The organism is Flavobacterium sp. ENC, from assembly GCF_020991415.1.
Taxonomy (GTDB): domain Bacteria; phylum Bacteroidota; class Bacteroidia; order Flavobacteriales; family Flavobacteriaceae; genus Flavobacterium.
On sequence record NZ_JAJMOY010000001.1, the window covers coordinates 929,196 to 950,697 of the forward strand.

Sequence of the window (21,502 nt, forward strand, 5' to 3'; positions counted from 1 at the left end):
TGTTGCGTTTTAATATTTTATGCTAGTGAAAATTCGACAGCTTTCTTTGCATGAATGGCAGCAGTGTTAAATAATTCAGCGTCAGTGTATTCATTGGTGATTAATAATTCAATTTCCGTACAGCCCAAGATTATTCCCTCGGCCCCTTTGTGAATTAAATCAGTGATTATTTCTAAAAAGATATTTCGGGAATCCACGTTTATGATTCCTTTTACTAATTCTTCATATATAATTTGGTGTATATCGGCTCTTTGTTTTTCGTTTGGAATTATGGTTTCGATGTTGTGTTTTTCGAGTAAACGAAGTTTAAAAAAATCCTGTTCCATAGTAAATGATGTGCCTAGCAGACCTATTTTTTTTATATTTTTCTCCTGAATCTTTTCGGCCGTGGCATAAACAATATGAACTAAAGGAATGGATACGCTTTTTTCTATGGCATCAGCTACTTTATGCATCGTGTTGGTACATAAAACAATAAAATCGGCACCGCCTTTTTCGAGTTTTTGTGCCGCTTCAATCATCAACTCTGCTAATTTCTCCCAGTTTCCTTCTTTTTGCAATACTGCAATTTCATTAAAATCTACAGAATACAAAAGCGATTTTCCGGAATGGACACCACCCAGTTTTTCCTGAATGGTCCGGTTTATGATCTGATAATATAAAGAGGAGCTTTCCCAGGACATACCTCCAATTAAGCCAATTGTTTTCATAGTCACTTTTATGCGAATTTACGCATTTTTTAGGGAATTAATTTTGTCAAAATAATAAACGGCAATTTTTTTGTTACTTTGTTTTCCTATAAAGTTTTAATATATGAGCGCAAAAATTCTACATATCGACAGTAATAATCCCATTCTTTGGAACCAGCTGGAAGAAGCCGGTTTTGAAAATCATTCTGATTTTAAATCTTCGAAAGAAGAAATCGAAACTAAAATTCACGAGTATAACGGAATCGTAATTCGAAGCCGTTTTAAAATCGATAAAACTTTTCTCGATAAGGCACCCAACTTACAGTTTATTGCCAGAGTGGGCGCGGGTTTGGAAAGTATTGATTGCGACTATGCCGAAAGCAAAGGAGTACATCTGATCGCAGCGCCGGAAGGTAATCGCAACGCTGTTGCAGAACATACGCTGGGCGTAATTCTGTCTTTATTCAATAACTTGAATCAGGCCGATTCGGAAATAAAAGCCGGACACTGGAACAGGGAAAGCAATCGCGGACATGAACTCGACGGCAAAACCGTGGGTATTATTGGTTATGGAAACATGGGAAAAGCGTTTGCCAAAAAACTCCGGGGATTTGAAGTTAATGTGCTGTGTTATGATATTCTGGAAAATGTCGGGGATGAAAATGCGACACAGGTTTCCCTGCAGGAATTACAGCATAAAGCAGATGTTCTGAGTTTGCACCTTCCGTGGACTCCGGAAACCGATAAAATGGTAAATACTGATTTTATAAATGCTTTTGCAAAACCCTTCTGGATTATAAATACTTCCCGCGGTAAAAATATTGTGACGGCAGATTTAGTAAAAGGCATGAAAGCTAAAAAAGTCCTTGGAGCAGGTTTAGACGTTCTGGAATATGAAAAGTTATCTTTTGAAACCCTTTTTCAGGATAATAATACACCTGAAGCTTTCCAGTATCTACTGGAATCTAAAAACGTTTTGTTAACACCTCATATCGCCGGATGGACATTTGAGAGCCATGAGCGGCTGGCACAAGTTATTGTCGACAAAATAAAGGCCGTTTACGATATTAATTAACTTTAAATTTAGATTTAAATAACGAGCGTTTTCTTCTAAAAATTCGTCTCATAATTAGTTTTATTAGGTAATTTTTAATAATATTGTTTCTGATTTTTGAAGAATTAATCTAAATAAGGTGGTCTTTGAAGATTAGGGAGTAACCGAAAATCCTTAAGAGTAGGAATTAACTTAATTAATATTATTTATTATGATTGAATGGTACAAAAAAGTAGTTTTTGAAAATTATGCAAATTTTGAAGGCAGAGCGAGAAGAAAAGAATACTGGATGTTCTTTTTGGCAAATATTATTATAAGTTTTGTATTAGGTTTTGTGCTAGGTTTAGTTTTTGCATTAATCTCGCCTAGTCTGGCTCCTTTAGTAAATATTTACAGTTTAGCAGTTCTTGTTCCTTCGATAGCAGTTGCAATCAGAAGAATGCATGATATTGGCAAAAGCGGCTGGTACATTCTTATCCCTATTTATAATATTATCTTGTTAGCTACTGAGGGAGATAAAGGAACGAATGAATATGGTCCTGATCCTAAAAGTAATATTGACTCTATTGATGAAATAGGAAAAGCTGAACTATAATAATCATTAAAAGAAATATAACATGGAAGAGACAAAACCAGAATCATGGAATACCCCGCCAACTGTAAGACAGGAAAATAAAAAAGTCCTTGCAGGAGTTTTAGGTATAATTTTTGGATATCTAGGAATTCACAAATTCGTTTTGGGTTACACTCAGGAAGGAATAATCCAACTTGTTTTAAGTATTGTAACCTGTGGTATTGCAGGAATAATTGGTTTCGTAGAAGGAATCATTTACCTTACAAAATCAGACGAAGATTTTTACCAGACGTATCAGGTTGGTAAAAAAGGCTGGTTCTAAACATATAAGTCCCATGTTAAATGGGATTTTTTAATAAATACAAGTTCTTTCAAATGAGGGAACTTGTATTTTTTTTGTTCAGAAAGAACATTTTATGCATAACAGCAGTAAGCAAGGAGTCACTGAAAATCCGGAAGTACAGGGAAATTAAAAGACATAGATTATGATTGAATGGTACAAAAAAGTAGTTTTTGAAAATTACGCAAATTTTAATGGAAGAGCCAGAAGAAGTGAATATTGGTATTATACTCTGGCAAGTATACTTATCTCTATAGTTTTAGAAATACTGGATTATACGATTGGAATGGCATTTGATATGGGAAAACTCGGTATCCTGAGGGGATTATACAGTTTGGTCGTTTTTATTCCCGGACTTGCGGTAATGATCAGGAGATTACATGATATTGGTAAAAGCGGATGGTTTATATTTATTGTATTCCTCCCTATAGCAGGGGTAATCTGGCTTTTCATATCACTTTGCACCGAAGGAGATGATGGCGCAAATGAGTATGGTGCAGATCCTAAAGATGAGTTTGATGAAATGGATGAGATTGGAAAAGAATTAGCCTGACAGACATCGTATAAAAATAAAAAACCCGTTTCATTCCGAAACGGGTTTTTTATTTGGTGATTAAAGGCTTAATCTTCTTTTTCAGATAGTTTGCGCTCTAATTCTATTTGAAACTCTTCAATAACGGGTTTCATGGTGCTTTCGGGAATATCGGCGATTCTGATGTACATTAAGCCATCTATGGCATTATTGAATAAAGGATCAACGTTAAAAGCGACCACGCGTGCATTCTGCTTGATGTACTTTTTAATTAAAACAGGCAAACGTAAATTACCTGGTTCTAATTCGTCAATAATTTTATCAAATTTATTTAGATCAGATTCCGCTTCATCAAAAATAAAGTCCTTGTCCGCGTCTTTCAGTTTTACTTTATAGGCTTTTTTAGGATGTATGTACTGTGCAATATAAGGGTCGTAGTAGTTGGATTTCATAAACTCAATCATCAAAGATTTTGAGAAATCAGAAAACTGATTACTGATACTTACACCACCTAGCAGATATTTATGTTCAGGATAACGTAATGTCGTATGAATAATTCCTTTCCATAATAAGAACAAAGGCATCGGTTTTTGCTGATAATCCTTAATGATAAAAGCACGTCCCATTTCGATTGATTTGTGCATCATATCGTGTAATTCAGGCTCAAATCGAAACAGATCATTCAGATAGAAACCTTCAATACCATATTTCGGGTAAATCTCAGAACCCAGTCCCATACGGTAGGCACCTGCAATTTTTTTGGTTTCGTCATCCCATAAAAACATATGGTGATAATATTGATCAAATTTGTCTAAATCTATAGATTCATTTGTTCCTTCCCCAACTTCACGAAAAGTAATTTCACGTAAGCGCCCGATTTCATGCAGAATGTTCGGAACCGCTTTGGCTCTTGCAAAAAAGACTTCGTAGTTTTTACTTTGCAGTAAACGGCAATCGCTGTTTCTTAAAGCATTCACCTCGTCAATCATTGCGGATTCACTTGCAGGCGTAACGATTTTTTTGGGTGCTTTCGGGATTTTTAGGCTTGCCGTATCAAGCAGTTTGCTGTCTTTCTCAAAAGGATTGGCCAGCATATAGGTTTTCTTTCTTAAAAATTCGGAGTATTCTTCAAACGATTCAATTTCGTTTTGCTCGTTTACAGAAATCGGTTTACCAATACGGACTTTGATGACGCGGTCTTTCTGCGTTAGCAGTTCAGACGGTAATTTGGCGGTACGTAAGGTATCGTCAATTTTAGAAAGCCAGTAAAATAATCTGCTGTTTTTGGCGTGAAAATAAATGGGTACAACCGGGACTTTTGCTTTTCTGATTAATTTCAGGGCTCCTTCTTCCCAGGGTTTGTCCACTACTAATTTACCGTCCTTATACGTTGAAACTTCACCGGCAGGGAAAATCCCCAAAGGCTTGCCATCGCTTAAGTGACGTAATGTTTCCTTAATTCCGACCACACTTGATTTAGCATCTTTGTGGTTTTCAAAAGGATTCACCGGCATGATGTATTTTTTAAGCGGAACGATGCGGTGCAGTAAAAAGTTGGCAATAATCTTAAAATTAGGCTCTCTTTCAAGCATTAATTTCAATAATAAAATACCATCAATCCCTCCCAACGGGTGATTTGAAATAGTGATATAAGCACCATCTTTTGGCAAACGCTTTAAATCTTCTTCAGGGATTTCGAATTTAATTTCCATTTCATCCAAAATTCCGTTTAAAAACGCAACATCCTCTAAATGTTTATTGTGGTCATAAATCTTATTGAGGGTAGAGATCTTCAGAACCTTCATAAGCATCCAGCCGGAAAAAGTACCTAATACTCCGTACTTGTCAACATTTATTGCTTTTGCAACTTCTTTCGCGGTAACTAAACCCATGTACTATTTTTAATTTATTAGAGCAGCGAACAAAGATAACAAAAAACTCTACTTTTTGCTGTTTCAAACACAAACTTTCCACTTTTTTATTACATTTGAAATCCTAAAAAAAAACTGTAATGAAAATTATTTCTTATAATGTAAACGGAATCAGAGCCGCAATTTCAAAAGGATTTATCGATTGGCTGCAACAAGCTAATCCGGATGTTATTTGCCTTCAGGAAATAAAAGCGACACAGGAACAAATTCCTGTAGAAGATATTACCGCTGCCGGCTATCCGTACCAATACTACTATCCTGCAACAAAAAAAGGGTATAGTGGTGTAGCAATCTTATCTAAAATACAACCCAATAATATCGTTTACGGAACCGGAATTCATCATATGGATTTTGAAGGGCGTAATCTTCGTGCCGATTTTGACGACTGTTCCGTAATGAGTTTGTACCTTCCGTCCGGAACCAATATCGAAAGGCTGGATCATAAATTTATGTTTATGGATGACTTTCAGACGTACATCAATGAGTTGAAACTGACGATTCCCAATTTGGTAATCTGCGGGGATTACAATATCTGCCATGAAGCGATAGACATTCATGATCCGGTTCGTAACAAAACCGTTTCCGGATTTTTACCGGCAGAACGTGCCTGGCTGGACGGTTTTATGAAATCCGGTTTTATTGACAGTTTCCGTCATTTCAACAAAGATCCGCATCATTATTCGTGGTGGAGTTACCGCGCGGGAGCACGAGGGAATAACAAGGGCTGGCGTATCGATTACAATCTGGTCAGCGATTCTTTGCAACACCGACTGAAACGTGCCGTTATTTTACCGGATGCCATTCATTCCGACCATTGTCCGGTTTTAGTCGAAATCGAATAATTCTGGTATTGTTCTTGTTAAGAAAACAGCATCATTAAATGCTCATACCAAGCTGTTTCGCAGACAGGAAATTTTAAATTAGTAAACGCCCCAAATAAAAAGTAAATAAAATGATTAAAAAAGCCTCAATCGGATTGTTAGTTTTAGCGTTGTCCGCTACTTCTTGTGTTTCTAAGAAAATTTACAACGATCTTGAATCGAAATATTCGGATCTGAAAAAAGAAAACCGCTCTATTGCCGATGAAAATTCCGATTTAAAGAAATCGAAAAATCAACTGGAACTGGATCGTGACAAACTGACCAAAGATCTGGCCAGTACAAAATCAGATCTTGAAAAACAAAAAGCCGATCTGGCTGCTGAACAGAAAAAGTACAAAGTGCTTCAGGATTCCTACAATGCTCTCGAAAAAAACAGCAACGATGCCCTGGAAAGCAACATGAATAAAAACCGTGAATTGTTGGCGCAATTAGAAGCAAAATCTAAAAAATTAGCTGAAGAACAAGCGCGTTTAGATAAAACAGCAAGCCGCTTAAACGAACTGGAAGCAATGATTGCCGCCAAAGAAGCAGCAATGAAAAAACTGAAAGAAACGTTATCAAAAGCCCTAAACGGTTTCGAAGGAAAAGGTTTGACAGTAGAGCAAAAGAATGGAAAAGTATATGTTTCTATGGAAAACAAATTACTTTTCAATTCAGGAAGCTGGGCCGTTGGAACCGAAGGAAGAAAAGCAGTAGTGGAATTAGGAAAAGTATTAGGCGATAATCCTGATCTTTCTGTTTTAATTGAAGGCCATACCGATGATGATCCATATGCAGGTTCAGGACCAATTGCAAACAACTGGGATTTATCGACCAAAAGAGCCACTGCAATCGTAAATATCCTAAGCGAAAACACTAAAATCAACAAACAAAAACTAACGGCAGCAGGACGCAGTGAATTTTCACCACTGGCCAGCAACGCCACTCCGGAAGGAAAAGCCAAAAACCGCAGAATCGAGATTATCTTAACGCCAAGATTAGATGAGATTGCGGAGATGTTGAATAGCATTAATTAAGTTACTAAGCCGCTAAGGTGCTTAGGTTCTAAGATAAAAAGGCTCAAAGTTTTTACTTTGAGCCTTTTTTATTAAAGAAAACAATGCTTAGTGCCTCAGAACCTTAGCGACTAAAAAAACCTTTATCCTTTTTTTAACTTTTGTCAAATTTTCATTTGAAGAATCCCGTTGTATCTTTGAAGCTTCTTATTCAGAATAAAAACTCAGAATCTTAGCAACTCAGCACCTTAGAACCTCAAAAAAACAAATGAAATACACAACACTACCCAATACCGATATAAAAGTTAGTAAAATCAACCTTGGCACGATGACTTTTGGTCAGCAAAATACAGAAGCCGAAGGACATGCCCAAATGGATTATGCCCTCGAGAGAGGGATTAATTTTTTTGATACTGCCGAAATGTATTCAGTTCCGGCACGTGAGGAAACGTACGGGAGTACAGAGAAAATTATAGGAACCTGGTTTAAAAAATCGGGGAATCGCGATAAAGTAGTTCTGGCATCCAAAATTGCGGGTCCAAATCCGAATTTCACTTATATGCGTGACCAAATAGATTTCTCTCCGGAAAGTATTAAATACGCGCTGGAAAACAGCTTAAAACGCCTTCAGACCGATTATATCGATTTGTATCAGATGCATTGGCCGGAACGGCCAACCAATTATTTTGGACAACGCGCTTTCAAAGATCACGATGCGGTCTGGGAAGATAATTTCAGGGAAGTGCTGGAAACGTTTGATACATTAATCAAAGAAGGAAAAATAAAGCACATTGGGGTTTCTAACGAAAATGCCTGGGGAATGATGCGTTTCCTGGAAGAAAGCAAGTATCAGAATCTTCCACGAATCAAAACCGTTCAAAATCCGTATAATTTACTCAACCGCCTTTTTGAAGTAGGTTCTGCCGAAGTTTCCAAATATGAGAACGTGGGATTATTGGCGTATTCGCCTTTAGCATTTGGTGTTTTAACGGGTAAATTTTTAACCGGAGAAGCACATCCAAATGCGAGAATCAATCTTTTTCCGCAGTACACACGTTACAATAGCGATCAATGTACGCAGGCGACAAGATTGTATCAGGAAATCGCTCATAAACATGGTTTAACACTAACGGAACTTGCCATGGGGTTTGTCCTGCAGCAGCCGTTTTTGACGAGTGCCATTATCGGTGCCACAACACTGGAACAATTAAAACAAAATATCGATACCATTGATGTGGTGCTTTCGAAAGAAATTCTGGCTGAAATTAATGCCGTTCAGGCGGTAATCCCGGATCCGGCGCCTTAATTCAAAAGGGGCTTCGGGCTTCGACTTCGCTCAGCCTGACAATCTTTATTAGCCTGACAAACGTTAAAGGTGAATTGTTTTGAATGTCACCCTGAGCGAAGTCGAAGGCTTGATAAGATAAAAGATTCTGCTAAGTCAAACCTGCGAGGTTCCTTCATTTAACTAAAATAAAAATCCCGATACAATAAATTTTGTATCGGGATTTTATGTTTAAAGATTCAAAACCTGATCTTTAGGATATCTTACTTTATAACTAATTCGGAATTTCCTGATTTCATTGGGTTTCAATTGCAATTGCCAGGTCAGAATCCCTGTTTCGGTATTCACTTTTGCACTGTCACTTTGTAATAATTCAACCTCAATTTCTTTATTGGTAGTCAGAGGATATTGATCTTTCAGTAAAAGCTCAACATTTTCCTTTTTGTTTTTTCTGACTGTGATGTCATACGTAAAAGTCTGTTCTTTTTTCGAAGATAAAAACTTTGTGCCTGATTTGTCGGCTACTTTTTCACGTTTGATGGATACTTTCTTATCACGCCCCATGCTTAAATTAAGCGTATCGCTTGTCTGATTCGGCTCGATAAAAGTTTTTCCCACATACATACCTTCAAAAATAATATTGGCTTCCCCTCTTAATAAATTGTATTTGCTGTAATCTGCTATTTCGGCTAAAAGAAAAGCTTCATTCTCCACTCTTGGCGCAGCATAATATTTATAAGAGGCCGGTAATTTTATTTCTTTTAGCGAAACGCTATGCACTTTTCCGTTAGATAAAATATCATACGGAATATCAATATCAAACGAAACATTCAGTTGATTTTCTTCGACAGTGGTGTAATCTGAAACAGATGATTTTTTCATTACAGGGGCAGCAGTTACAACAACTTCCTCTAATTCTTCGCTCTGAACAGCAACTCCTGCCACTCTTCCCTGCAACTGATTCATTTTATTTCTTTGCGTTCCATAGCCAGTCTGGACAACGCTATTGTCTCTCAAAAACCATGAGCTTAGCATGGGAGCCTGATTGTTTTGATTGGGCATTCCGCTGGACAAAGTAAGTTTTACTTTTTTCCAGTCAATTCCGGTATTCTGCACCACTTGTGCTTTGTACATCATATTAATGGGTGCCGTAACACTTTCGGCACGTAAATCATAAAACGGAGTCCAGGAAGCATTATTGGTTAGGTAAGAAATGTCCAACGGAACAATCCCCGCAACTTCATTCATAACCTGAACGATCAATTTACCGGAGGAAGTTTTCTCTTCTTTATTAGCGTTAATTTCCAGCTTACTTTGTAATTTATAAAGCAGTTCGTTTAGTTTTTGTTGTTTCTCTGATAACGTATTGATGTTATTGGCAATTTCGATTTGCTTGTTTTTATAATAATCCACCATTTTCATTAATTCGGTTACATTTAAACCGGAATTAACACCTGAAATTTGCTGGTTTTTATCTAAAAGCTGAATCGTTTTGTTTTCAGAATTGATCGTATTATTTACTTTCTGTATTTCTTTTTGTACGATCACAATACTATCCCGCACCCGTTTTAATTCCGGAGATTTTGTATCCGTATCATATTCTGAAATATAATTATTGGTAAACTGAACCGAAAGAACCGTAACTGTTGACGGAGATCCGATCTGAATCGAACTTTCATTTAAATCTACTGCCACATTTTTGATGACAATTTCGCTTGTTCCACTTGGTAAACTGGCACTGGCTGTTTGTGAAATTTCAGCTGCATTAAAATATACTGTAGCGTTTTTTACTTTTGCCGTTGTAAACACTGGTTTTTGTGCAGATGCAATGGCGCAAAGCAATAATAAAGCGGATGTTATTATTTTTTTGATCATGTGATTTTAATTTAGATTTTCTTTTTTGGAAGGTTTGGATTACGAATGTCTGCAATTAAATCGACTTCTAATAGTAAATAACCAGAATGATTTTTTTAGCAGAAGTATCGATAATCTTTTCAGGCACATTAAAAAAGGCTGAATTTACCATCGGGCAACCGTAACTGTTGCAAATCGGGTTTTCCTGTTCTTCAAAGGGGACTTTACTGTATTCATGTAAAACTACATTTCGATCAGAGGCGTTACTATTCGTTTTGTCTAGACCGTACAATTTATAAGATTTCCCAAAGGAACCCTGATACGAAGTCCCAATGGCATATTTGCCTAATGAGGTACAATGCGAATCTTTGAGATTACTGAATTTCAATTTCCCGGGAATACCGGTTTCAGATCCTGTGCCGTGTCCGACTAAACCTTTGTTCAGTATTTTGTTTTGCTTTAAATCATAAATAAAAAACCGGTTTTTAAAGCATTTTTCTGAAATTCTGCCTCTGCCTTTTATTCGGTTCCACAAATCACATATCATCAATATGAATTGTGTTAAATCCTACAATAAAGGCGGATTTGTTACTTTAAACGACGGAGCCGAAATTGAAGTTTCTGCTACTTATAAAGAGGAATTTTTAAGGAATTTTAAATAGTTTCCTTGTTGGTAAAGTGTGAAGTTTTTTAATCACGCAAAGACGCAAAGTCGCAAAGTTTTATAAAATAATAATGTCAGAAATGACATAAAATTATGATTTTGCGTCTTCGTGAAGAACTTTCACGCTGGCAGTAACAAACGTAAAGTAATAAGCTTAAAAAACAAACTTTGCGCCTTTGCGTCTTTGCGTGACCATCCTATATTATAAGTCAAATTCATCGCTCACAGCCAAAGAATCAACAGGAACTGCTGTTGAGTCAGGAGCTTTAATTCGCAATAAAGAACGCGCATTTCCCGAGATATAAACCGGTAACTGACCAATCGTATCTTCCGGGATTAGAAGCCCTCTTCGAAACATTAAGTTCTTTAGGAATTTTTGATTTTTCACCGCATAATCCTTCAAATTTCCCTGGTCATTAAACTGATACATGAATTTTCGGGGCTTCGGAATAATAGTGGCCAAATACAAACACTCGTCTACATTTAAGGCAGAAGGGCTTTTCTGGAAATAAAAATGACTTGCTTCGCCAATTCCGTATACATTGGGTCCCCATTCGATAATATTAAAATACACTTCCAGCATTCTTTCTTTGCTTACAATCCGGTTATTTTCTAAAATGTAAACCAGTAAAATTTCTTCCAGTTTACGCGAAACTGTTTTTTCGCGGGTCAGGAAGACATTTTTAATCAATTGCATGCTGATGGTACTGGCACCACGGGAGAATTTTTTGGTTCTGATATTCTTCAGGATCGATTGTTTGAAAGCTTCATTGATAAAACCACGGTGCGAAAAGAAAGAAGGGTCTTCAGTTGTCAGTACACATTTTCGTAAATAAGGCGAGATCTGATCCAGAGGCGTGTAATTCGGGTTTGCATTTCCAACTAAAACAGGACGCTGCAATACGTTTTGTATGATCGCGCGATACACAAATTCACCGTTCAGTTTGTTCAGGTCGGCCTCTCCGTATTTGGTGATTCTTAAATCTTCTTTATTTAGTTTACTGTCAAAAACAAGCGTGTTTGGTCTGTTTTTATTGAATTTGAAATCCAGTTTATAATCAAAATTTCCGGTAGCTTCCATTCCCTGGAAGTGCGTGAACAATCCATCAGGAAGGGAAACAATAAAATCCTGGGCTTTCATTTTCGGGATGTCCACTTTTAAAGTGTAAACCGTATCTTTCTCGGTATTGTAAGAAACATAAGGCTTTACTTTTATTTTATTCAGCTGCATGGAGGAAGTGCTGTCGATCGAGATGAAATCATCGCCTAGTAAAAAGCGGTAATCAAAACGCGCATTTTTAATCACAACATCTTTACTGGCAATTTTCGGATGGTTTATCTTTAAGTTCGAAATGGAAGTATAGCCGTCAATATGAAGTTCACTGCCATCTTTCTCAATGTTTGCTACGTTTAAACGTATCGAATCAAAGCTGGCTTTCAAATTATATCGCTCATCCAGATAGGGAACTTTTATGGCACCGGTATCGAGATTGAAGAAGCGAATATCTGCTTTTTTGTTTCTCGGATCGGCAAATCCTTTTATGTTCCAGCGCTGGTCAAAATTTTTGCTTTGAACATGAAGGCTGGTTTCGAGTTGTTTGTTGTTTAATACAAGCTTATTTATGGCTATAGACGTTTTTTTTCCGTTATCGTCAATTCTGAAATTCAAATTCCCGAGATTCATATCCGTCGGAACCAGATTCAGCAGTTTCGAGATAATGCGATAGGCAAAAGTGGCATACTTGCGCTTTTCATTTGTATCGGTTTCAGACTGATCTCTTTTCAGGAAAGCATCAAAATTGCGGATTTTTCCTTTTTTGACTAATTGAATATAACCGTTATTGACTTTTAATGTCCCGATCTGAACATCGCCAATCAATAAACTCGAGAGACTGATACTGGTTTCGATTTTTTCGATATTAAAAAGCGTATCGGCATTTTTGGGAACCAAAACCACATTGGTCAGCCTGATGCCCGATAGTCCGTCAAACGTAGCCGATTTTACAGAAAAAGTACTGTTGTAATCCACATTCATTTTGTGGGTTACTTTGGCAATGGCCTGTTTGAGCAGTGAATCGCGGAAAAAGTAAAATCCTGAAAAAAGCACTGCTAATACCAGGGCAAGTATTAAGAGTGCTTTTATTATTTTTTGTTTGGGGAATTTCATAAAGTAGGTTTTATAAAAAATTAACCAAAAAGGATACTGGCTACATCTTCGATCTTAGCCACGAGTTCAATTTTGATTCCTGCGTTTTTTAAAGCAATTTTATTGTATTTGGAAACAAATATAGTGTTGAATCCTAATTTTTCGGCTTCCTGGATTCTTTGGTCTACCCGGTTTACAGGGCGAATTTCTCCCGACAAACCCACTTCACCGGCAAAACAGAATCCTTTGGTGACCGGAATATCTTCGTTGGAGGATAAAATGGCAGCAACAACGGCTAAGTCTATGGCGGGATCGTCAACCGAAATTCCACCGGTTACATTTAGAAAAACGTCTTTTGCGCCTAAACGAAATCCGGCTCTTTTTTCTAAAACGGCCAGAATCATGTTGAGCCTTTTAGCGTTATAACCTGTTGTGCTTCGCTGTGGTGTTCCGTAAACGGCTGTACTGACAAGTGATTGTATTTCGATCATCAGCGGGCGCATGCCTTCCATGGTGGTGGCAATGGCCGTTCCCGACATTTCTTCGTCTTTGTGCGAGATTAAAATCTCTGACGGATTGCTGACTTCGCGTAAACCGCTTCCCAGCATTTCGTAAATTCCAAGTTCGGCAGTTGATCCAAAACGGTTTTTTAACGCACGTAAGATTCGGTACACATGATTTCGGTCGCCTTCAAACTGCAAAACGGTGTCTACCATATGTTCGAGGATTTTAGGCCCGGCAATGTTTCCGTCTTTTGTAATGTGCCCGATTAAAATAACCGGAATATTGGTTTCTTTGGCAAACTTGATCAGTTCAGCGGTAGTTTCCCTGATTTGGGAAATACTTCCGGCGGTAGACTCGATATAATCGGTATGCAGAGTCTGAATAGAGTCAATAATAACAATTTCTGGCTGGATAGCCTCAATTTGTTTGAATATGTTTTGCGTTTTTGTTTCGGTCAGTATGTAACAATTGTCGCCGTTAGGTGTGATTCTTTCAGCACGCATTTTTATTTGTTTCTGACTTTCTTCGCCGGAAACATAAAGCGTTTTATAAGGTAACTTTAAAGATATTTGCAGTAAAAGGGTACTTTTTCCAATTCCGGGTTCTCCACCCAAAAGGATTAGCGATCCGGGAACAATTCCGCCACCCAGAACACGATTCAATTCGCCATCAGTGGTATCCATTCGGATTTCCTGTGTCGAATCAATTTCGTTAATTTTTAACGGACGCGGCGCTTTGCCGCCTGAAGTGGGTTCGCTTTTCCAGGCCACTTTTTCCTGTTTCTGAATAATTTCTTCAGCAATAGTATTCCATTCCTTGCAGGCATTGCATTGTCCCTGCCATTTGGCATACTGGGTTCCGCAATTCTGGCAAAAAAAAGAAGTTTTAACTTTTGACATTATTTAGTGGTTTTGGCAAGCGTATTCATCTCGTCGATTTTCTCGTACATCACATCCTTATTCAAATCTCCAATGGGTTCCATTTGGGAAGCATTCTGGTATTTTTTTGATGCTCTTTTCGGGTCGCCCATTTTTTCATACATCAATCCCAGTTCATATTCCCCCAACATGGCTTTCGGATAATTTACATTTCCAATCTCGGCCATTTTTCCTAATTCGTCATAAGCATTCTTTTTCAGGATCACGGTTTCTATGATTTTGAAATCGCTCATTCTTACCGGAATCTGAACGCCAAGGATTTTAGACATCACATTGTATTTGTTCTCCAGATAATCCGCGTAACCTGTTTCCAGAACAGCAATTTTATTGTTGTATTCGGAAGAATCTATAGGTCTGTAGACTTCAAATATTTGGTATAAAGCACTTGGAATTGCGTGTAAAACCTCCGTATAATGGGTTGTGCCCTTAAACACATCGTATTTATAATTCACTAAAGGATTATTGGCAATTTTGATGTTGCTGTCTAACTTTTCGATAGGCTCTTTGATTTTTTTATTATCCCCGTCCGCTACAGAAAGATAGTAAAACAAAGGCTCTGTTACCTTGGCAAATTTTTCAGGGATTCGTACTTCCATTTTATTGGCAAGTTCCGGACTAAAAGAAATGTAAGCGTTGAAAAGAGGCTGTTCCTTATATAAATAGAAATTGATGAAACTTGCGGTGACATCATGTCCGGCAATAATCCTGAAAGGTGCAGTACGGTATTTCTTTTCGATGTACGGAACCAGTTCGGCGCCAACAAATTCGAAAAAATCCGCTCCTTTTTCAAACGGAAGTCCGGTGTTCTGGTCAATTGTGGTGTCGTCTTCGCGTTCGTCATTTTTATTCTGATGAATACCAATGATAATCACTTCCGGTAAATCTCCCCAATACGAACCGTAACTTAAAGCGCCCGAGAACGGGTCAAATAAATAATCGCCGTCTAATAAATATAAAACCGGGTATTTTTTTTCAGGATTGGCTTCGTAAGAGGCAGGAAGCCCAATAGTTATTCTTCTTTCCTCTCCGAGTTTCTCGGATTTAATGTTGTCAAATTTTTTCTGTGAAAAAGCAGAAATTGAAATTAAAGTAAGTAGTAAGTAAACTTTTTTCATGATTTGGGATATTTCAGTGAATTAAAAAGTATTGAAATAGTGTAGCAATATAACACTTTATTTGCTTTTTTATTATTTAGGGATTTTAAAAATAGCAATACAGTATTTTACTTTTAAGTTTACTTTGGCTGAGGGCAAAAAAACTCTTCTTTGGCAAAAAATATTTTGTCAATTGCTGAAGAAATAAGGTGTAAAAGGAAAACTTAGGTTAGCGAATTATCGTTTTCATTAGGGAAAATGATCCATGGCTTGAAGGTTTTGGCCTCTTCAAATTCCAGGGTTGCATAGGATATAATGATAATAATATCGTCTTTCTGAACTTTTCTTGCTGCAGGACCATTCAGTGTGATTTCACCCGAATTTTTCTCTCCTTTAATAGCATAAGTTTCAAAACGTTCGCCATTATTAATGTTCACAATAGCTACTTTCTCGCCTTCAATAATATTTGAAGCTTCCAGTAAGGTTTCGTCAATAGTAATACTGCCAATGTAATTTAAATCGGCTCCAGTTACTTTTACACGATGAATTTTTGATTTTATAACTTGAATTTGCATGTTGCAAAGGTAAATTAATTTAATGAAATGGTATCAATCAGTCTTATAGAATTAACAAATACTGCTATAAATGCACGATATTTTTTATCGTTACTTTTATGATCTATAGGTAATAATGTGGATTCATCAGCAATGACAAAATACTCCAATTCGAATCTTTCGTTGTTTTTGAAAGAATTTTCTACAAATTCTATGGTTTCCTGCGGCGTATGGGTCTGAAATATTTCTTTCGCTTCTGTCAAAGTCTTGTAAATAATTGCAGCTTCTTTTCTTTCATCAGCCGTCAGACGTTCGTTTCGGGAGCTCATGGCCAGCTGGTTTTCTTCCCTGAAAATGGGACAGCCTACTACATTTACAGGCATATGGTTCTTTTCGACCATCTTTTTGACAATCTGTAATTGCTGGAAATCTTTCTCTCCAAAGTAAGCATTTGTTGGGGTTACAATTTCAAATAATCGTTTTACAATGGTTCCGACGCCATTAAAATGGCCTGGTCTGAATTTTCCTTCCATTTGGTTTTCCAGTCCGTCAAAATCAAAATTCTGGGAAACGGTATTTCCTTCGTAAATATCTTCCACAGAAGGTGCATATAAAATCATTTTATCGCTCAGCACCCGCATTTTCTTTATGTCCTCTTCAATCGTTCTGGGATATTTTGCCAGATCCTCAGGATTGTTAAACTGAGTAGGATTTACGAAAATACTAACTACAGTATCATCGTTTTCTTTAAGGGATCGTTGCATTAAAGCCAGATGTCCCTGGTGTAAAGCGCCCATTGTTGGAACAAACCCGATGGTCGAATTTGTGGTTTTGATAGTTTTCAAATAGGCTATCAAAGCTACTTTACCGTAGAAAATATGCATGGCGGTATTATTAAAATTTAGTGCAAACATAATATATTAGTTAATAACTGCATAAAATTTTGTAATTTTGCAACGTTTTTATTACCAAAAATTAAGTAAAATACTATTATGAAAGATAAGAGGATATTATATGTATCATCTGAAGTCGTGCCTTATTTGGCTGAAAATGAGGTTTCCTTAATGTCTTATGACGTTCCGAAAATGATCAATGATCAGGGAGGACAGATAAGAATTTTCATGCCAAGATATGGGAATATCAACGAAAGAAGACATCAGCTACACGAAGTAATTAGACTTTCAGGAATGAATTTGGTAGTGAATGATTTAGATATGCCATTGATTATTAAGGTAGCTTCAATTCCGAAAGAAAGAATTCAGGTGTATTTTATTGATAATGATGAGTATTTTAAACGTAAAGCAACTTTTGCCGACGAAGAAGGTGTTTTGTATCCGGACAATGACGAGAGAGCTATCTTTTTTGCTAAAGGAGTTGTAGAAACGGTAAAAAAACTCAATTGGGTTCCTGATATTATTCACGTTCACGGTTGGTTAGCAGCTATGCTTCCAATTTACATGAAACATTATTATAAAAATGAAGCTTTGTTTTCTGAAACAAAAATCGTGACTTCTGTTTATGGTCAGTCTTTTGATGAAAACCTGGATTTAGAAATGATTAATAAGGTGAAGTTTGATGGTGTTCCGCATGAAGCTGTTGCAGATTTGGAAGTGCCAAATTACGAAAACGTGCTAAAGGCTAGCATCTTGCATTCTGATGCTGTAATTATAGCATCACCAAACGTATCTTCAAGTTTAACAAAATTTATAGAATCTTCAGGAAAACCTTTTTTACCTTTCGCCACGAAAGATGCATTCGCAGAAGCGTATACAAATTTCTACAAAAGTATGGGTCTTTAAATTTTAACATTATTATAAAACATGTATAATACTTCTTTTTTTAAGAAAATTCTATTAATAGCAACTGTTGTTCTTTTATATTCTTGTGACAAAGATTTTAACGCCATTGGCGATAATTTGATCGGTGATGACCATTTCGGATTGGAACCGGAAAAATATGATGTTTTGGCTTATGATCAGGAAGTTTCTCCTGTTCAGTCAAACGGATTGGTAAATAATGCTTTAGGTATTTACGATGATAAGGTTTTTGGAGCCAGAACGGCAAGTTTTGCGACTCAGGTTTCCCTTGAAAGTTACGCCCCGTCTATTGGTGCGGAACCCGTTATCGATAGTGTACTAGTTACTATACCGTATTTTAGTCATGCGATAAGTACAGATGCAACAAGTGGAAAAACTACTTATGTGTTAGATTCTATTTACGGTAAACCCGAAGATAAACTTATTAAATTAAGTGTTTATGAATCCGGAGTTCAGATGCGTGCTTCTTATTTTGATAATGGAAACCAATTTCCACAAATGTACTACTCGAATCAAAATGCTGATTTTGATGCATTTAAGAAAGAAACGCCGGTCGCTAAACGTTTGAATAATGGCGTTGCGGGAGAAAATGATAATTTTTATTTTAATCCAAATGAGCGTACGGATGTAACAACAGATGCTAAGACGGGTGTTAAAACTACCACCAGAGTAGCTCCGCAAATGCGTTTAAGACTTGATAAAACTTTTTTCCAAGATAAAATATTAAATGCTCCGGCTTCAGTACTTTCTGCAAGCGATGTTTTTCAGGAGTATTTTAAAGGTTTGTACTTTAAGGTTGAAAAATCAGGTACAAGTGCCGGTAATCTGGCTTTGATGGATTTTTCTAAAGGTAAGATTACGATAAAATACAAGGCTAAAACTGATATTACAACTGATGCTGAAACAGTAAAAGAGGACAGGACTCTTGTGATTAACCTTACAGGTGCAACAGCCAGTTTGCTTGATGATGTTAAGACTCCTGCTTATCAGGCTGCAATTGCAGATCAGAATTTAACTGATGGGGATGAATCTCTTTATTTAAAAGGCGGTCAGGGATCACTTGCTGTTCTGGAGCTTAACGCTTTTGGTTCGAAACTGACAGAAATCAGAGATAATAAATGGCTGGTTAATGAAGCTAATTTAGTTTTTCATATCGACACGGATAAAATGGCAGGTGTTTACGAATCTAAAAGAGTTTATCTATATGATTTAACCAATAATACGCCTATTTTAGATTATTTGACAGACGGAACCGGTAGTGGAGCGCCACTTGGAAAAGCGGTTTATAGTGGTATAATTAATATTGACCCTACGAGTAAAAGAGGTACTACTTATAAAATCAGGTTAACAAATCATATTCGAAATATTATAAAAAGCACTACAGCAGTTAATGTTAAATTGGGGTTAGTTGTTTCAGGAGATATAAACACGGTGGCTTCAAATAAATTAAAGTTAAAAAACACCGTTATTACAGATGTACCGAGAGCATCAGTTTTAAGTCCGTTAGGAACTATATTGTTTGGAGGAAAATCTACAGTTCCGGACAATAAAAGACTGAAGCTTGAAGTTTACTACACGAAACCAAATTAATAAATATATATGTGTGGAATTGTTGGATATATAGGTCACAGAGAGGCTTATCCCATTATTATAAAGGGATTAAAGCGTCTTGAATACAGAGGATATGATAGTGCGGGTGTCATGTTATATGATACAGAAACAGGTATAAAGCTTTGTAAGACAAAAGGTAAAGTTTCAGATCTTGAAGCTAAGGCAACGAATGATTTGACTATAAACGGATCTATAGGGATTGGTCATACGCGTTGGGCAACTCACGGGGTGCCAAATGATGTGAATTCTCATCCTCATCTTTCGAATTCGGGAGAACTTGTAATTATTCATAATGGAATTATTGAAAATTATGCTCCGCTTAAAGAAGAGCTGATTAAAAGAGGATATACTTTTAAGTCTGATACAGATACAGAAGTACTGGTAAATTTAATCGAAGAAGTTCAGAAGAAAGAAGGAATTAAGTTAGGTAAAGCAGTTCAGATTGCTTTAAATCAGGTTGTAGGGGCATACGCAATTGCGGTATTCGATAAGAAAAACCCAAATGAAATTGTTGCTGCAAGACTTGGTAGCCCATTGGCTATTGGTGTTGGAGAAGGAGAATTTTTTATTGCTTCCGATGCTTCGCCTTTTATCGAATATACTTCAAATGCTATTTACCTGGAAGATGGTGAAATGGCCAATATTAGATTGCACAAGCCTCTTAAAGTTAGAAAAATAAAAGACGATTCTTTGGTCGATCCTTATATTCAGGAACTTCAGATGAATTTGGAGCAGATTGAAAAAGGGGGTTATGATCACTTTATGCTTAAGGAAATATATGAACAGCCAAGTGTAATTAAGGATACCTACAGAGGAAGACTTAATGCCAACAAAGGAATTGTTCAGATGGCCGGTGTTGAGGATAATCTTGAAAAATTCCTGAATGCTAAACGAATTCTGATTGTGGCTTGTGGTACATCATGGCATGCAGGATTAGTAGCTGAATATATTTTTGAAGAGTTTACACGTATTCCTGTAGAAGTAGAATATGCCTCAGAATTCAGATACCGTAATCCAATTATCAATAAAGATGATGTAGTTATTGCTATTTCTCAATCCGGGGAAACGGCCGATACTATGGCGGCTATTAAACTGGCAAAGGAAAACGGTGCTTTTGTATTTGGAGTTTGTAATGTTGTTGGTTCTTCTATTTCAAGAGAAAGTCATGCAGGTGCTTATACACATGCTGGTCCCGAAATTGGAGTAGCTTCAACAAAAGCATTTACAACACAGATTACAGTCTTAACGATGATCGCCTTGCGATTAGGAAAAGCTAAAGGAACACTATCAAATACAGATTATCACACTTACCTTCAGGAATTGGAAATAATCCCTGAGAAAGTAGCTGAGGCGCTGGAAACAAACGACAGGGCAAAAGAAATCGCTGCAGCTTTTAAAGATGCTCCGAACTGTTTGTATTTAGGACGTGGTTATAATTTCCCGGTTGCTCTTGAAGGTGCACTAAAACTTAAAGAGATTTCTTATATTCATGCTGAAGGTTATCCTGCAGCTGAAATGAAACACGGTCCGATTGCGCTTATTGACGAGCATATGCCGGTTATTGTAATTGCACCTAAACAAGGCCATTATGATAAAATTGTAAGTAACATTCAGGAAATAAAATCAAGAAGCGGTAAAATTATTGCTGTTGTAACCAAAGGTGATACACAGGTTAGGGAACTGGCAGATTATGTAATTGAAATCCCTGAGACTTCAGATGCATTATCACCGTTAATTACTACTATACCTTTGCAATTACTTTCTTATTACATTGCTGTAATGAGAGGTTGTAACGTAGATCAGCCACGTAATCTGGCAAAATCGGTTACTGTGGAATAAAGTATTTAATATAATAGTTTTGAAAAGCGAGATTTAGGTCTCGCTTTTTTGTGGTTTTAATTTTTTTCAAAAAAACCTACATATTTAAAATCGCATCAGTATATTTGTAGGAAATATATTTAAAATAGTATGATTGATCGCTATTTGTTTTTGAGAGGAATTAACAAAGAAAAAACTGAATTTAAAAAGAAATTCTTGAC

Annotated in this window: 20 protein-coding genes; 11 read left to right on the plus strand and 9 right to left on the minus strand. The window is 36.8% G+C overall.

Annotated features, from left to right (window positions below):
* Nucleotides 1-17: 17 nt before the first annotated feature.
* Nucleotides 18-710 carry an aspartate/glutamate racemase family protein gene (locus tag LPB89_RS03875; protein ID WP_230700342.1) on the minus strand — a complete coding sequence of 231 codons (693 nt, stop codon included), beginning with the start codon at nucleotides 708-710 and terminating at the stop codon, nucleotides 18-20.
* Between the two features lie 103 nt (nucleotides 711-813).
* Here LPB89_RS03875 and LPB89_RS03880 point away from each other — a divergent pair, with 103 nt between their 5' ends.
* The 4 genes from LPB89_RS03880 to LPB89_RS03895 all read left to right on the plus strand — a co-directional run bounded on the left by LPB89_RS03880 (nucleotide 814) and on the right by LPB89_RS03895 (nucleotide 3,210).
* Nucleotides 814-1,764 (plus strand): 2-hydroxyacid dehydrogenase, encoded by a 951-nt coding sequence (locus LPB89_RS03880; RefSeq protein WP_230700343.1) that lies wholly within the window; start codon nucleotides 814-816, stop codon nucleotides 1,762-1,764.
* Between the two features lie 190 nt (nucleotides 1,765-1,954).
* The gene (locus LPB89_RS03885; protein WP_230700344.1) at nucleotides 1,955-2,338 is read left to right on the plus strand and encodes a DUF805 domain-containing protein; all 384 of its coding nucleotides are present in this window, start codon (nucleotides 1,955-1,957) and stop codon (nucleotides 2,336-2,338) included.
* Between the two features lie 22 nt (nucleotides 2,339-2,360).
* Nucleotides 2,361-2,639, plus strand: a complete 279-nt coding sequence (locus tag LPB89_RS03890) for a TM2 domain-containing protein (protein WP_127338934.1) — start codon at nucleotides 2,361-2,363, stop codon at nucleotides 2,637-2,639.
* A gap of 163 nt (nucleotides 2,640-2,802) precedes the next feature.
* Nucleotides 2,803-3,210: a DUF805 domain-containing protein gene (locus LPB89_RS03895; protein ID WP_230700345.1), complete on the plus strand. Its 408-nt coding sequence runs from the start codon at nucleotides 2,803-2,805 to the stop codon at nucleotides 3,208-3,210.
* 68 nt (nucleotides 3,211-3,278) lie between these two features.
* On the opposite strand, the gene LPB89_RS03900 is transcribed toward LPB89_RS03895, so the two are convergent.
* On the minus strand, nucleotides 3,279-5,081 hold the full coding sequence (locus tag LPB89_RS03900; protein WP_230700346.1) for a lysophospholipid acyltransferase family protein: 1,803 nt from the start codon (nucleotides 5,079-5,081) through the stop codon (nucleotides 3,279-3,281).
* A gap of 119 nt (nucleotides 5,082-5,200) precedes the next feature.
* Between LPB89_RS03900 and LPB89_RS03905 the strand changes: the two genes are divergently transcribed.
* The 3 genes from LPB89_RS03905 to LPB89_RS03915 all read left to right on the plus strand — a co-directional run bounded on the left by LPB89_RS03905 (nucleotide 5,201) and on the right by LPB89_RS03915 (nucleotide 8,302).
* Entirely contained in the window at nucleotides 5,201-5,962 is a 762-nt protein-coding gene (locus LPB89_RS03905) for an exodeoxyribonuclease III (protein ID WP_230700347.1), read from the plus strand.
* A gap of 110 nt (nucleotides 5,963-6,072) precedes the next feature.
* The gene (locus tag LPB89_RS03910) at nucleotides 6,073-7,017 is read left to right on the plus strand and encodes an OmpA family protein (RefSeq protein ID WP_230700348.1); all 945 of its coding nucleotides are present in this window, start codon (nucleotides 6,073-6,075) and stop codon (nucleotides 7,015-7,017) included.
* Between the two features lie 247 nt (nucleotides 7,018-7,264).
* Complete coding sequence (locus LPB89_RS03915) at nucleotides 7,265-8,302, plus strand: NADP(H)-dependent aldo-keto reductase (RefSeq protein WP_230700349.1); 1,038 nt, start codon at nucleotides 7,265-7,267, stop codon at nucleotides 8,300-8,302.
* Nucleotides 8,303-8,512: 210 nt separating this feature from the next.
* Here LPB89_RS03915 and LPB89_RS03920 read toward each other — a convergent pair whose 3' ends face one another.
* Both LPB89_RS03920 and LPB89_RS03925 read right to left on the minus strand, forming a co-directional pair.
* Nucleotides 8,513-10,156, minus strand: a complete 1,644-nt coding sequence (locus LPB89_RS03920) for a DUF4139 domain-containing protein (RefSeq protein WP_230700350.1) — start codon at nucleotides 10,154-10,156, stop codon at nucleotides 8,513-8,515.
* A gap of 67 nt (nucleotides 10,157-10,223) precedes the next feature.
* A complete protein-coding gene (locus tag LPB89_RS03925; protein ID WP_230700351.1) occupies nucleotides 10,224-10,682 on the minus strand; it encodes a murein L,D-transpeptidase catalytic domain-containing protein in 459 nt (152 codons plus the stop codon).
* Between LPB89_RS03925 and LPB89_RS03930 the strand changes: the two genes are divergently transcribed.
* The gene (locus tag LPB89_RS03930) at nucleotides 10,681-10,797 is read left to right on the plus strand and encodes a hypothetical protein (RefSeq protein ID WP_230700553.1); all 117 of its coding nucleotides are present in this window, start codon (nucleotides 10,681-10,683) and stop codon (nucleotides 10,795-10,797) included. The genes LPB89_RS03925 and LPB89_RS03930 overlap by 2 nt on opposite strands.
* 204 nt (nucleotides 10,798-11,001) lie before the next feature.
* Here the strand turns inward: LPB89_RS03930 and LPB89_RS03935 are convergent, their stop codons facing one another.
* From LPB89_RS03935 to panC, 5 genes are all read right to left on the minus strand, one after another.
* Complete coding sequence (locus LPB89_RS03935) at nucleotides 11,002-12,966, minus strand: transglycosylase domain-containing protein (protein ID WP_230700352.1); 1,965 nt, start codon at nucleotides 12,964-12,966, stop codon at nucleotides 11,002-11,004.
* A gap of 20 nt (nucleotides 12,967-12,986) precedes the next feature.
* Nucleotides 12,987-14,348 (minus strand): DNA repair protein RadA, encoded by a 1,362-nt coding sequence (radA, locus tag LPB89_RS03940; protein ID WP_127338949.1) that lies wholly within the window; start codon nucleotides 14,346-14,348, stop codon nucleotides 12,987-12,989.
* Nucleotides 14,348-15,502: an alpha/beta hydrolase gene (locus tag LPB89_RS03945; RefSeq protein ID WP_230700353.1), complete on the minus strand. Its 1,155-nt coding sequence runs from the start codon at nucleotides 15,500-15,502 to the stop codon at nucleotides 14,348-14,350. Before LPB89_RS03945 ends, radA begins: the two co-directional genes overlap by 1 nt.
* Nucleotides 15,503-15,705: 203 nt before the next feature.
* The gene (gene panD, locus LPB89_RS03950; RefSeq protein ID WP_017495920.1) at nucleotides 15,706-16,056 is read right to left on the minus strand and encodes an aspartate 1-decarboxylase; all 351 of its coding nucleotides are present in this window, start codon (nucleotides 16,054-16,056) and stop codon (nucleotides 15,706-15,708) included.
* A gap of 14 nt (nucleotides 16,057-16,070) precedes the next feature.
* A complete protein-coding gene (gene panC, locus LPB89_RS03955; RefSeq protein ID WP_230700354.1) occupies nucleotides 16,071-16,949 on the minus strand; it encodes a pantoate--beta-alanine ligase in 879 nt (292 codons plus the stop codon).
* 78 nt (nucleotides 16,950-17,027) lie between these two features.
* On the opposite strand from panC, the gene LPB89_RS03960 reads away from it, so the two are divergent.
* From LPB89_RS03960 to glmS, 3 genes are read left to right on the plus strand one after another with little or no spacing between them, the layout of a single operon-like run.
* Nucleotides 17,028-17,834, plus strand: a complete 807-nt coding sequence (locus LPB89_RS03960) for a glycogen/starch synthase (RefSeq protein ID WP_127338952.1) — start codon at nucleotides 17,028-17,030, stop codon at nucleotides 17,832-17,834.
* A gap of 21 nt (nucleotides 17,835-17,855) precedes the next feature.
* Nucleotides 17,856-19,442 carry a DUF4270 domain-containing protein gene (locus tag LPB89_RS03965; RefSeq protein ID WP_230700355.1) on the plus strand — a complete coding sequence of 529 codons (1,587 nt, stop codon included), beginning with the start codon at nucleotides 17,856-17,858 and terminating at the stop codon, nucleotides 19,440-19,442.
* 9 nt (nucleotides 19,443-19,451) lie between these two features.
* Entirely contained in the window at nucleotides 19,452-21,302 is a 1,851-nt protein-coding gene (gene glmS, locus LPB89_RS03970; RefSeq protein WP_230700356.1) for a glutamine--fructose-6-phosphate transaminase (isomerizing), read from the plus strand.
* Nucleotides 21,303-21,502: the final 200 nt, after the last annotated feature.